Raw genomic sequence first — 13022 nt, 5'->3', positions numbered from 1 at the left:
CGTATCGTCCGAGGCGTTCCCGTTCGTACTCCGGAGATCAGCCGAGGAGTTCGACTCCGAAGCCGGCGACGACCGCGCGCAACTCGTCCAGGTAGCGCTGCGCCTGCTCCGTGAGCGGGATCGCGGAGTGGCCGATCCACCCGATCTCGATGCGCTCGTCGACGTCGAGCGGGATCGCGACGATCTCGGGATCGAGGTCGTCGCTGATGATCCCGGTCGAGATCGTGTACCCGTCGAGGCCGATCATGAGGTTGAAGATGGTCGCGCGGTCGGAGACACGGATCTCCCGTGCGCTCGACAGGGTCGACAGGATCTCCTCGGCGAAGTAGAAGGAGTTGTTCGCGCCCTGGTCGAAGGTGAGGCGGGGGATGCCGGCGAGGTCGTCGAGGGTCACGCGGTCGCGCGCGGCGAGCGGGTTCTTGCGCGAGATGAAGATGTGCGGATCGGCGAGGAAGAGCGGCCGGAACGACAGGCCCGAGTCGCGGAGCAGCTTGTCGATGACGCTGCGGTTGAAGTCGTTGCGGTAGAGGATGCCGAGTTCGCTGCGCAGCGTCCGGACGTCTTCGATGATGTCCCACGTCCGCGTCTCACGGAGCGAGAACTCGTACTCGGCCGCCCCGCTCGCCTTCACCATGCGCACGAATGCGTCGATCACGAAGGAGTAGTGCTGCGCCGAGACGCCGAGCAGGCGCCGAGACGGCGGCCGGCCGAGGTAGCGCTGCTCGAGCAGCGCGACCTGCTCGGTGACCTGACGGGCGTATCCGAGGAATTCGGCGCCGTCTGCCGTGAGGGTGACGCCGCGTGCCGAGCGGAGGAGCAGGGTGCGGCCTGCGCGTGTCTCGAGATCCTTCATGGCGGCGGACATGGTCGGCTGCGACACGTAGAGGAGGTCGGCGGCGGCGCTGATGGATCCCTCTGCCGCGACCTCGACGAAGTAGTGGAGTTGCTGCAGCGTGATGCCGCTGGACGCGCGTGCCATAGGTGAAGACTATACCCACGCATAGCTCGGGGTAGTTACCCGATATGCCTGCCCCGACCGCACCATGGATCTACCGACTTCTGACAGATGGGCCGCTCATGGCGAACGACTTCACGTTCCACATCACCACCACGCGCTTCGACGAGGACTACACACCGTCCGCCGACTCGCGCATCACCACGAACTTCGCCAACCTCGCACGCGGCGAGCACCGTCAGGAGAACCTCCGCAACGCCCTGACGATGATCGATCGTCGGTTCAACGACCTCGCGCACTGGGACAACCCGACGAGGGACCGCTACACGCTCGAGCTCGACATCGTCTCCGCGGCGCTCGAGTTCGCCGACGGAGGCGACGACGAGCGGTTCCCGCTGCTCGAAGTCCTCGACATCACGATCGTCGACCGGTCGGCCGGGACTCGCCATCACGGGATCGTGGGGAACAACTTCTCGTCCTACGTGCGCGACTACGACTTCAGCATCCTGCTCCCCGCTGCGACCGAGGCTGCGGGCCGGTTCACGGTTCCCGACGACTTCGGCGTTCTGCACGGCAAGCTGTTCCGGAGCTTCCTCGCCTCGACCGAGTACCGCGAGCGGTTCACGACCTCTCCGGTGATCTGCATCAGCGTCTCGACGAGCAAGGAGTACCGCCGCACCGAGAACCACCACCCGATCCTCGGCGTCGAGTACGTGCAGGATGACGACGGCTCCCTCACCGACGCGTACTTCGGGAAGATGGGCCTGACCGTGCGCTACTTCATGCCGCCGGGCAGCGTCGCGCCGCTCGCCTTCTACTTCGAGGGCGACCTGCTGGGCGACTACTCCGCCCTGCAGCTGATCGGCACGATCGCCACGATGGAGACCTTCCAGAAGATCTATCGGCCCGAGATCTACAACGCGAACTCCGCCGCCGCGAGCGTGTACCGTCCGACGCTCGACCAGCAGGACTTCTCGACGACCCGCATCGGGTACGACCGCGAGGAGCGCAGCCGCCTCGCGCTCGCCCAGGGGAAGCATACGCAGGAGCACTTCATCGCTCCGCACGGCGAGCTGCTGGCGCAGTGGGCGTCGGGTCGTGCGGTCGACGCCTCGAAGCCGGTGGTTGCCGCGTGAGCGCTGTCCACGAGGTCCTGCCCACCTCCATCGTCGGCAGTCTTCCCAAGCCGTCGTGGCTCGCGCAGCCCGAAACCCTCTGGTCGCCGTGGAAGCTCGAGGGCGATGCGCTCGCCGAAGGGAAGCAGGATGCTCTGCGCAGCGCCGTGCAGGAGCAGTCCCGCCGCGGCATCGACATCATCAGCGACGGCGAGCAGACCCGTCAGCACTTCGTGACGACCTTCATCGAGCACCTCAGTGGCGTGGACTTCGACCGGCGGGAGACGGTGCGCATCCGCGACCGGTATGACGCGAGCGTGCCGACCGTCGTCGGAGCCGTGAGCCGCGAGAAGCCGGTGTTCGTCGACGACGCGCGGTTCCTCCGCGCGCAGACCGATCAGCGCATCAAGTGGGCGCTGCCCGGGCCGATGACGATGATCGACACGCTGGCCGACCGGCACTACCGCAGCCGCGAGAAGCTCGCGTGGGAGTTCGCGACCATCCTCAACCAGGAGGCGCGGGAGCTGGAGGCGGCCGGCGTCGACGTCATCCAGTTCGACGAGCCCGCCTTCAACGTCTTCTTCGACGAGCTCAAGGACTGGGGCGTCGCGGCGCTCGAGCGCGCGGCGGAGGGGCTGCGCGCCGAGACCGTCGTGCACATCTGCTACGGCTACGGCATCAAGGCGAACACCGACTGGAAGGCGACGCTCGGGCCCGAGTGGCGCCAGTACGAGGAGTCGTTCCCGCTGCTGCAGAAGTCGATCATCGACACCGTCTCGCTGGAGCGCGCGCACTCGCACGTGCCCCTCGATCTCATCGAGCTCATCCGCGGCAAGAACGTCATGCTCGGCGCGATCGACGTCGCGAGCGACACCGTCGAGACGCCCGAGCAGGTCGCCGACGTGCTGCGCGAGGCCCTCGCCTACGTGGATGCCGACAAGCTCGTGCCGAGCACGAACTGCGGCATGGCACCGCTGCCGCGTGACACGGCCCTCGGGAAGCTCAGCGCGCTTAGCGCGGGTGCGGCTCTGCTGCGCGACGAGCTCGCGGCATCCTGATCGTCGATCGAGCTTCCGTCAGTCGAGCAGGCTCGTGATCGCGGGGTCGCGGCGGGCCACCTCGGCGGCGGTCGCGACGATGACCTGGCGCATCGCGGCGACGGCGACCGCCGGGGTGACGTCGGCGCGATGCGCGAGGCTCACGGTGCGCCGCATCATCGGGTGGGTGAGGCGCACCGAGCGGAGTGCCGGCTGGTCGAGCAGCACCATCGCCGGAACGACCGCGACGCCCACTCCGCGTTCGACGAAGCGGAGCAGAGCATCCATCTCCGCTCCTTCCAGCACGTAGGTCGGCGTGAGTCCGGCCGACCGGAAGGCGGCATCGGTGGTGGCGCGCAGCTCGTAGGTCTCGTCGAGGGCGATGAGCGGCAGCGTCGCGAGGTGCTCGAGTCCGATGGCGGGCGTCACGGCGATGGGAGGCTGGGATGCCGCGGACACGACGACCAGCTCCTCGGTGAGCAGCGGCATCCGGCTCAGGCTGAAGCCCGAGGGCGGCGGCCCCTCCGACTCGGTGATCAGGGCGATGTCGACGGCGCCGACCGCGAGCTGTTCCACGAGCAACCGCGACCCGCTCTCGTCGAGGTGCAGGTCGACGCCGGGGTGCGCGGCGTGGAACGAGCTGATGGCTTCCGCGACGAGGCTGATGCAGAGCGTGGGCGGCGCGCCGAGCCGCACCCGTCCGCGTCGCAGCCCGGCGAGCTCGCCCATCTCCTCGCGGATCGCCTCGGCCTCCGACAGCATCCGCTGCGCGCGGGGGAGCAGCGCCTCGCCCGCCGAGGTGAGTGCGATGTGACCCCTCGCCCGGTGGAACAGCTCGGCGCCGAGCTCGCGTTCGAGCGTCGAGATCTGCCGGCTCAATGACGGCTGCGCGAGGTGGAGGTGCTCGGAGGCGCGCGTGAAGTGACCGAGACGAGCGACCTCGACGAAACCTCGGAGCTGCTCCAGGTTCATTCCCGCAGTGTATCGAAACCAGTGAAACTATGCATTGGACGGTATGAGGGTCGCCTCCCTAGCGTGGATGGCATGAGCACACGCGAACGGCAGATCTCCACCACGGTCCTGGTCATCGGGACGGGCGGATCCGGCCTGCGCGCGGCGATCGAGGTCGCCGAGCACGGCATCGACGTCCTCGCCGTCGGCAAGCGTCCCCGGCAGGACGCACACACCTCCCTCGCGGCCGGCGGCATCAACGCCGCGCTCGGCACCATGGACGCCGACGACACCTGGCAGCAGCACGCCGCCGACACGATCAAGGAGAGCTACCTGCTCGCCAACCCGCACACGGTCGAGATCGTGACGCAGGGGGCCGAGCGCGGCATCCGCGATCTCGAGCGATGGGGCATGGACTTCGCCCGTGAGGACGACGGCCGCATCTCGCAGCGGTTCTTCGGCGCGCACACCTTCCGCCGCACCGCCTTCGCGGGCGACTACACCGGTCTCGAGATCCAGCGCACCCTCGTCGCCAAAGCCGAGCAGCTCGAGGTCCCGATCCTCGACAACGTCTACATCACACGGCTGCTCGTGCGAGACAACGTCGTCTTCGGCGCGTACGGCTTCGACCAGGCAGACGGCACGCGCTACCTCATCCACGCGGATGCCGTGATCCTCGCCGCGGGCGGCCACAACCGCATCTGGCGACGCACCTCCTCTCGTCGCGACGAGAACACCGGCGACTCGTTCCGCCTCGCGGTCGAGGCCGGCGCCCGCCTGCGCGACCCCGAGCTCGTGCAGTTCCACCCCTCCGGCATCATCGAGCCCGAGAACGCGGCGGGCACCCTCATCTCCGAGGCCGCGCGCGGCGAAGGCGGCATCCTGCGCAACGCGCTCGGGGAGCGGTTCATGGAGAAGTACGACCCCGAGCGGATGGAGCTCTCGACCCGCGATCGTGTCGCGCTCGCCGCGTACACCGAGATCGCCGAGGGGCGCGGCACCGAGAACGGCGGCGTCTGGCTCGATGTCTCACACCTGCCGCGCGAGACGATCATGACCCGTCTGCCCCGCGTCTACCAGACGATGATGGAGCTGCAGATGCTCGACATCACCGCCGAACCGATCGAGATCGCCCCCACCGCGCACTACTCGATGGGCGGCGTGTGGGTGCGCTCGGAAGACCATCAGACCGACGTCGACGGACTCTACGCGATCGGCGAGGCGTCGAGCGGACTCCACGGCGCCAACCGCCTCGGCGGCAACTCGCTCATCGAGCTGCTCGTCTACGGCCGCATCGTCGGCCAGGCCGCGATGGCGCACGCGGCGGGTCTCGACGCGCAGAAGCGCTCGGCGGACGCCGTGGCGCAGGCTCGCGCAGAGATCGACGACCTGCTGGCCGCCGACGGACACGAGAACGTCCGGGCACTGCAGCGCGCGATCCGTAACACCATGACCGAGCACGCTGGTGTGGTGCGCTCGGAGGAGGGGCTTCGTGCCGGCCTCGCCGACCTCGACATGATCGAGGGGCGCATGGAGGACATCGGCATCCATCCCGACATCGCCGGGTTCCAGGACCTCGCGCACGCGTTCGACCTCAAGGCGTCGGCGATCGCGGCGAGGGCCACGCTGGAGGCCGCGCTGGAGCGGCGGGAGACCCGCGGATGCCACAACCGCAGCGACTACCCCGACACCGACCCGACGCTGCAGGTGAACCTGGTGTGGAGCCCGGGCACGGGTGTGACGCACGAGCAGATCCCGCCGATCCCCGACGAGATCGCCGAGCTCATGCGCGACGTCGACACGACCGGCAAGCTCGTCGAGTGAGTACCTGACTCGTTCCGGTCGCACTCCGTGCCGTCCCCGCGCCCTCGGGGCGGCACGATCTGCGACCGGAACGCGGGCCCTGGGGTGGGGTAGGAGCCGCCTCAGTCGCCCTGGTCCGTCTGCGGACCGTCGATGACCCCGATCCCGACCGCCTGATGGTCGGGCTCGGGGTCGTCGCGCTTCGGAGCCTTCGGCTCCTCGCCGGGGGACTTCTCGGTACTGGGCTCTTCGAGCTCCTCGGTGCTTGGCACCTCTTCAGGGTCGGCGTCCTCGGGAGACTCCGCCTGCTCCGGGGTCTCCGCGCGGCCTTCGGTCCGATTCTCCGAGTCGCTCTCGTCGTCGGGGGAGACGGCCGTGATCTCGCCGGCGTCGCCGGACGACGGGGTCGGGGTGGGCGCCTGAGCCTCGCCGTCGAGGTCGGCGGCCGGATCCTGCTCGGGTGTGGTGTCGCTCATGATCATCCCTTTCGCGTGGGTGGACGGATTCAGGATGCCGCGGGCTCGCCGCCGCGGGAAGGGGCTTGACGACCGCATCCCGCCGACGACGTACGCTGGTCAGGTGACAGCGTACGTCTCGGCCTTCGACCTCTTCTCCATCGGAGTGGGGCCTTCCAGCTCCCACACGGTCGGACCGATGAGGGCGGCTCTGGAGTTCGCCAGGCGGCTCACGGCGACCGGCGCGGTCGATCGCGTCTCGCGCGTCGGCTGCACCCTGTTCGGGTCGCTCGGCGCCACCGGCATCGGCCACGGCACGCCGGATGCCGTCGTCGCCGGACTCCGCGGTCTCGAACCCGAGACCTGCGATCCGGCTGCCGTTCGTTCGGCGTGGACGGACTTTCCCCTCGGCGGAGGGCTGCTGCTCGACGGCACGCACGAGGTGGCGTTCGCGAAGGACGACATCGTGTTCGCTCCGCGCACTCGGCTGCCCGGTCACCCGAATGCGATGACGATCACCGCGTGGGATGCCGAGGGCGCGATCGTCGCGGAGGAGACCTACTACTCGGTCGGCGGAGGCTTCATCCGCCGCGACGGGGAGGAGGCGAAGCTCGCCACGGCCGCGCTGCCGTACTCGTACGCCGACGCGGCTTCGCTGCTGGCACTGTGCGACGAGTACGGCCTCTCGATCGCCGAGGTCGCACGACTCAACGAGACCGCGATGCGCAGCGAGGAGGAGGTCGCCGCGGGGCTCGACGCCATCTGGGACGCGATGTCGGGCTGCGTCGACGCGGGGCTGCACAGCGACGGCATCCTGCCCGGCATCCTCAAGGTCAAGCGGCGGGCGAACCTGATCAGGGAGCAGCTCGAAGCGGTCGAGTCCGAGGGGCACCGCGAACTTCCCGGTGAATGGCTGGGTGCGTTCGCGCTCGCGGTGAACGAGGAGAACGCCGCCGGCGGACGCGTCGTCACGGCCCCGACGAACGGTGCGGCCGGCATCCTCCCCGCTGTCGCGATGTACTGGTGGCGGTTCCTCGCCGACTCCGGCCTCGGCGCGGGCAACGCCGTCACGCCGTACGGCGAACTCGTCGGCAGCGCCCTGCTGGGCTTCGGCGCCGAGGCGTCGCTCGTGGCGGTCGGCGCGATCGAAGACCCCGACGCGGTCGCCGAGGCGAACCGTCGCCGCGGCATCCGTCGTTTCCTCCTCACCGCGACCGCACTGGGCTCGCTGTTCAAGGCCAACGCGTCGATCTCGGGAGCCGAGGGCGGATGCCAGGCCGAGGTCGGCTCGGCGTGCGCGATGGCCGCCGGCGGACTCACCGCCGTCATGGGCGGCACGAACCGGCAGATCGAGAACGCCGCCGAGATCGCGATGGAGCACCACCTCGGGCTCACATGCGACCCGATCGCCGGTCTCGTGCAGATCCCGTGCATCGAGCGCAACGCGATCGCCGCGTCGACGGCGGTGACCGCCGCGCGCCTCGCTCTGCGTGGAGACGGCAGTCACTACGTGTCGCTCGACGCGGTCGTCGAGACCATGCGACAGACCGGCATGGACATGTCGACGAAGTACAAGGAGACGAGCGAGGGCGGCCTCGCGGTCAACGTCATCGAGTGCTGATCGTGCTGTCGGCGCCTCGGGTTAGCCTCCTCTGGAGGAGGTGAGCATGGAGTCGATCTGGGAGCCGGGGAGCAGGCGCAGGCGCGAGCAGCCGATCGTGGCGGTGCGGCCGAACGAGTTCGCGCCCGATCCCGCCGGTCGCTGGCCCCTGAGCATCCCCGCCGTCGCCCAGGTGCTGCGCGAGGGGATCGATCTCGATCCCGGGGTGACCTTCCTCGTGGGAGAGAACGGCAGCGGCAAGTCGACCATCGTCGAGGGCGTGGCGGTCGCGTACGGTCTGTCTCCCGAAGGGGGATCGCGGCAGGCCAGACACACGACCCGGCCGACCGAGTCGCCCCTGTCGGAGTGGCTCCGGCTCCAGCGGGGAGTCGGGTCGAGCCGCTGGGGCTTCTTCCTGCGGGCCGAGACGATGCACTCGTTCTACACGTACCTCGAGGACAACCCGTCGACGCGGGCGCCCGACGTGCCGTTCCACGAGATGAGCCACGGCGAATCCTTCCTCGCGCTGCTCGAGAGCCGCTTCGACGAGCCGGGCTTCTACTGCCTCGACGAGCCCGAAGCGGCGCTGTCGTTCCAGTCCACGCTCGCGCTCATCGCCGTGCTGCAGCGCATCGTCGCCGAGGGCGGGCAGGTGCTGTGCGCGACCCACTCCCCGGTGCTCGCTGCTCTGCCCGGAGCCCGCATCCTCGAGATCGGCGAGTGGGGCATCCGTCCGGCCGAGTGGCAGGACCTCGCTCTCGTGAACCACTGGCGGTCTTACCTGCAGGATCCGCAGCGGTACCTCCGCCACCTGCGGGAGTGATCGACGCTCGCGGGGGTCGTTGACCGGGCCACGGTGCCAGGAGCATAGTCATCGCATGACGAGTGAGTCGGCGGTCGAGGTCACGGGGCTCCACGTGCGCCGGGGCAGGACCACGGTGTTCGACGGAGTCGACCTGACGATCCCGCGCGGACAGATCACGGGGCTGCTCGGTCCGTCCGGATGCGGCAAGACCACGCTCATGCGGTCCATCGTGGGAGTGCAGCGCATCGCCTCGGGCGGCGTGACCGTGCTGGGCGAACCCGGCGGCTCACGAGGGCTGAGGCGTCGCGTCGCCTACGGCACCCAGGGTGGCGCGGTGTACGGCGACCTGACGGTGCGGCAGAATCTGTCGTACCTGGGGCGCGTGCTCGGCGCGACGAAGACCGACGTCGACCGGGTGCTCGCTGACGTCGGGCTCGAGGCGCAGAGCTCGCAGCTCGTCGAGTCGCTGAGCGGCGGACAGGCGACCCGCGTCTCGCTCGCGATGGCCCTCATCGGCGCGCCGGAGCTCATCGTGCTCGACGAGCCGACGGTCGGACTCGATCCGGTGCTGCGGGTGGAGCTGTGGGAGCTGTTCCGCCGACTCGCCGAGCGCGGCGTGACGATGATCGTGTCGAGCCATGTCATGGACGAGGCGATCCGCTGCGACCGTCTCCTGCTCATGCGAGCGGGTCGCATCATCGCCGACACGACGCCGACCGCGCTGCTCCACGACACCGGTACGAACGACCCGGATGCGGCGTTCCTCGCCCTGATCGAGCGGGACGATCGCGCGCACGCCACGGCGCGGCATCCGATGACTCGACGCGAGCGACGGGAGGCGGGGGAGTGAACGCGCGCAGGATGCTGGCGACCGCCGGCCGTGTGCTGGGACAGCTGCGGCACGATCCGCGGTCGATCGCGCTCATGCTCGTCGCACCGAGCCTGCTGGTCGGCCTGTTCGCGTGGCTGTTCAGCGACCAGGACGGCGTCTTCGACCAGTTCGGCGGAGCGATCCTCGCGCTCTTCCCCTTCATCGTGATGTTCCTCATCACATCCATCACGACGCTGCGGGAACGGCGGTCGGGGACGCTTGAGCGGCTCATGACGACACCGCTCGACAAGACCGACTTCATCCTGGGCTACGCCCTCGCCTTCGGCCTCATGGCCCTGCTGCAGGCGGTCATCACGGTGTCGTTCGCGGTGGGGGTGTGCGGGCTCGACATCGACGGCGAGCTGTGGCAGCTGGGCCTCGTCGCCGTGGTCGACGCCCTGCTCGGCACGGCCCTCGGTCTGCTCGCCAGCGCCTTCGCGCAGACGGAGTTCCAGGCCGTGCAGTTCATGCCGCTGCTGGTGTTCCCGCAGATCATCCTCGGCGGCCTCTTCATGCCGCGTGATCAGATGCCCGACGTGCTCCACGCGATCTCGGACTGGCTGCCCCTCAGCTACGCGATCGACACGATCAACGCGGTCGCCGCGGGAGACGAGGGCTGGGACGTGTACCGGCCGCTGCTCGTCGTCGTCGCCTTCGGCGTCGGTGCGCTGGTGCTCGCGTCCCTGACCCTGCGCCGCCGCACGCCGTAGACCGGCGGCTCGGGGTCGTCGAGCGAAGCGCGCGCCGTGCTGAGCGAGCGGAGCGAGTGGAAGTGACGAAACGCACCTACCCCTGCTCGCGCGCCGCCCGGTTCTTCGTCCATCGGGTCGGGGCGGCCGCCCACGGATCCTCCGGCCACGGATGCTTCGGATACCGCCCGCGCATCTCGGCGCGCACCTGCGCGTAGGGCCCCGACCAGAACGAGGCGAGGTCGTCGGTCACGGCGAGCGGACGACCGGCCGGGGAGAGCAGGTGGAACAGCACCGGCACTCGTCCGTCGACGAGCCGAGGCGTCTCGGCCCACCCGAAGCACTCCTGAAGCTTGACGGCGACGACCGGGCGGGCGGACTCGTCGTCGATCGCGGGGTAGTCGATCCGGATGCGTGATCCGGTCGGAACCTCCAGACGCTCCGGCGCGAGGTCGTCGAACCGGGTCGCCGCCGGCCACGGGAGCAGGCGGCGCACCGCGTGCGCGAGGTCGATCCGGGCGGCGGGGGTGCCGCCCGCGAGCGCGTCGAGTTCGGACGCGAGCCAGGTGTCGAGCGACGCGAGCAGTCCGGCATCCGTCACATCCGGCCAGGGATCGCCGAGCTCGCGGTGCAGCAGCGCCAACCGACGACGTAGCGCGTCCGCCGAGTCCGACCAGGTGAACACCGCGAGGCCGTCGCGCCGGAGTGCTCGGCGCACGGCATCCCGCCCTTCGTCGACCGACGGCCGAACCGGGGCCGATGACCGCAGGATCGCACCGATGCGCTGTTCCCGGCGCGCCTGCACCCGGCCGCCGACGAACTCCGCCTCGACCCGGTCGGTCATGAGGTGGCTCGCGGCGATCTCGCGCTGCGATTCGCTGAGGGCTGCGGCGGCGCGGACGATCGCGCCGGAACCTGCCGCTGCGCGTCCCGAGGCGCGCGCCACGTCGGCGACCGCGATCCACTCCGCTGCCGCGAGTGCACCTCGCACACCGGCGCGGGTGCCCGACGCGAGGAGGAAGGTGGCGCCGTCGGCGGTGCGTTCGACGCGCTGCGCGATGCGCTCGGGGAAGGCGAGGGCGATCACCAGACCGGTGCCGTCGAGATCGGAGCGGATGCCGGGTGTCGGCGACACCAGCCGTTCGAGGCGGTCCGCGTCGCTGCGCCAGCGGCGCGAATCCGGCGTCCGCCCGCCACGCAGCGCGATCAGGGCCTGGGCGACGTCGGCGTCGGAGATGCGCAGGTCGCCGCCGAGCAACGCGACGACCTCGGCGGCGAGGCGCGCGCCGACGAGCGGGCTGCCGTCGCGGAGGGCGCGGGCGAGGCGCGGATCGGTCGGGATACGGGCGAGCGCGCGCCCCTCGTCGGTGGCGCGTCCGTCGTCGTCGACCGCGCCGAGGCCCTGCAGCACCGAGATCGCGTCGGCGAGGCCGTCGGCGGGCGGCCGGTCGACCATTCGCAGACCGACTCCACCGGGGGCTCCCCAGCACGCGAGCAGCAGCGCGGCATCGGCGAGGTCGGCGACGGCGATCTCGGGTGCGGGCCGGGCAGGCGCGGCCGCGTAGGTGCGCTCGTCGACGCAGCGGATCACCGTTCCCGGACCCTGGCGCGTGGCGCGTCCGGCTCGTTGCACGCACGACGAGCGGGGAGCGGCGGTCGTGACGAGTCCGGTCATGCCGCGCGCGGCGTCGCGCTGCGGATGCCGCGCGAGGCAGCTGTCGACCACCAGCCGCACACCCGGCACCGTGAGCGATGACTCGGCGAGCGAGGTCGTGACGATGATGCGCGGGGGCGCGCCCGGCGCGCGGCCGCGGATCACGGCATCCTGCTCCGCCGCGGGGATCTGCCCGTGCAGTTCGCGCACGTCGAACCCGTCGGCGGTGGCGCTGAGGCGGCGGGCGACCTCGCTGACCTCGCGTGCACCGGGCGCGAAGACGAGTACGTCCGCCGCGGGGTCGTCGTGCCGCAGGTCGCGGGCAGCGGATGCCGCGGTGTGCGCCACATGATCGAGGAACGCCCAGGTGACGCCGCGCTCGTCGAGGCGCAGTACAGAACTCGGCGCCCAGCGCTCGGTGAGAGGGAAGGCAGGCACGTCGTGGTCGACGACCGGGGCGGGCGCGTCCTCGGTGCCGAGCACGGCGGCGAAGCGCTCGGCGTCGAGGGTGGCCGACATCGCCACGACCGTGAGATCGTCGCGCAGCTCGCGCACTTCGGAGAGCAGACCGATGAGCAGGTCGGTCTCGAGGGCTCGTTCGTGCACTTCGTCGAGGATCACGGCATCCACTCCGTCGAGCCCGGGGTCGTCGAGCATCCGCCGCAGCAGCACCCCGGCCGTGACGAACTCGACACGGGTCGACCGGCCGCCAGCGCGCTCGCCGCGCACCGTGAATCCGACTCGCTCGCCCATGGGGGAGCGGTCGAGGTGTGCGAGGCGACGGGCAGCGGCGCGGGCGGCGACGCGGCGCGGTTGCGTGACGATGACGCGTCCGCTCGACCGGTTCGCCAGCAGTGGTGGTATGAGGGTGGTCTTGCCTGTGCCGGGAGGGGCGCTGACGACCACGGCCTGACTGCCGTCGAGAGCATGTTCGAGGTCGACGGTGGCCGCCGCGAACGAGAGTCCCGCGCCGATGGCGGCGAGGTCGAAGGCGGCAGTCACCCGTCCAGTCTGCCGCGTTGCGGTGATGCGCGGTGCGGGAGGTGCGGGTGGGAGTGACGTACCCCACGACACAGCGGATGCCGCG

11 protein-coding genes are annotated in these 13022 nt (G+C 70.4%); 7 read left to right on the top strand and 4 right to left on the bottom strand.

Annotated elements, in window-relative coordinates; all coding sequences use genetic code 11:
* Window positions 1-37: 37 nt before the first annotated feature.
* A complete protein-coding gene (locus RAC81_RS05525; protein WP_375081389.1) occupies window positions 38-979 on the bottom strand; it encodes a LysR family transcriptional regulator in 942 nt (313 codons plus the stop codon).
* Window positions 980-1077: 98 nt separating this feature from the next.
* On the opposite strand from RAC81_RS05525, the gene RAC81_RS05520 reads away from it, so the two are divergent.
* Together RAC81_RS05520 and RAC81_RS05515 are read left to right on the top strand one after the other, a co-directional pair.
* A complete protein-coding gene (locus RAC81_RS05520) occupies window positions 1078-2091 on the top strand; it encodes a putative oxygenase MesX (RefSeq protein ID WP_375081515.1) in 1014 nt (337 codons plus the stop codon).
* Complete coding sequence (locus RAC81_RS05515; protein ID WP_375081388.1) at window positions 2088-3128, top strand: methionine synthase; 1041 nt, start codon at window positions 2088-2090, stop codon at window positions 3126-3128. Before RAC81_RS05520 ends, RAC81_RS05515 begins: the two co-directional genes overlap by 4 nt.
* Before the next feature lie 18 nt (window positions 3129-3146).
* Here the strand turns inward: RAC81_RS05515 and RAC81_RS05510 are convergent, their stop codons facing one another.
* Entirely contained in the window at window positions 3147-4079 is a 933-nt protein-coding gene (locus RAC81_RS05510) for a LysR family transcriptional regulator (RefSeq protein WP_375081387.1), read from the bottom strand.
* 72 nt (window positions 4080-4151) lie between these two features.
* On the opposite strand from RAC81_RS05510, the gene RAC81_RS05505 reads away from it, so the two are divergent.
* Entirely contained in the window at window positions 4152-5882 is a 1731-nt protein-coding gene (locus RAC81_RS05505; protein ID WP_375081386.1) for an L-aspartate oxidase, read from the top strand.
* Window positions 5883-5983: 101 nt separating this feature from the next.
* On the opposite strand, the gene RAC81_RS05500 is transcribed toward RAC81_RS05505, so the two are convergent.
* The gene (locus RAC81_RS05500) at window positions 5984-6337 is read right to left on the bottom strand and encodes a hypothetical protein (protein WP_375081385.1); all 354 of its coding nucleotides are present in this window, start codon (window positions 6335-6337) and stop codon (window positions 5984-5986) included.
* A gap of 103 nt (window positions 6338-6440) precedes the next feature.
* Here RAC81_RS05500 and RAC81_RS05495 point away from each other — a divergent pair, with 103 nt between their 5' ends.
* Genes RAC81_RS05495 through RAC81_RS05480 form a run of 4 tightly spaced genes read left to right on the top strand, consistent with a single transcriptional unit; the run spans window position 6441 to window position 10302 of the window.
* Window positions 6441-7937 carry an L-serine ammonia-lyase, iron-sulfur-dependent, subunit alpha gene (locus tag RAC81_RS05495; RefSeq protein ID WP_375081384.1) on the top strand — a complete coding sequence of 499 codons (1497 nt, stop codon included), beginning with the start codon at window positions 6441-6443 and terminating at the stop codon, window positions 7935-7937.
* A 46-nt stretch (window positions 7938-7983) separates the two neighbouring features.
* Window positions 7984-8739 (top strand): AAA family ATPase, encoded by a 756-nt coding sequence (locus tag RAC81_RS05490; protein ID WP_375081383.1) that lies wholly within the window; start codon window positions 7984-7986, stop codon window positions 8737-8739.
* Window positions 8740-8794: 55 nt separating this feature from the next.
* Entirely contained in the window at window positions 8795-9571 is a 777-nt protein-coding gene (locus tag RAC81_RS05485) for an ABC transporter ATP-binding protein (RefSeq protein ID WP_375081382.1), read from the top strand.
* Window positions 9568-10302 carry an ABC transporter permease gene (locus RAC81_RS05480; RefSeq protein WP_375081381.1) on the top strand — a complete coding sequence of 245 codons (735 nt, stop codon included), beginning with the start codon at window positions 9568-9570 and terminating at the stop codon, window positions 10300-10302. Before RAC81_RS05485 ends, RAC81_RS05480 begins: the two co-directional genes overlap by 4 nt.
* Before the next feature lie 76 nt (window positions 10303-10378).
* On the opposite strand, the gene hrpB is transcribed toward RAC81_RS05480, so the two are convergent.
* Window positions 10379-12937 (bottom strand): ATP-dependent helicase HrpB, encoded by a 2559-nt coding sequence (gene hrpB, locus RAC81_RS05475; RefSeq protein ID WP_375081380.1) that lies wholly within the window; start codon window positions 12935-12937, stop codon window positions 10379-10381.
* Window positions 12938-13022 lie beyond the last annotated feature (85 nt).

This window comes from Microbacterium sp. CR_7, assembly GCF_041954755.1.
Classification (GTDB): Bacteria; Actinomycetota; Actinomycetes; order Actinomycetales; family Microbacteriaceae; genus Microbacterium.
The sequence above is the reverse complement of the archived record's forward strand: the minus strand, read 5'-3'. Positions and strand labels throughout refer to the sequence as shown.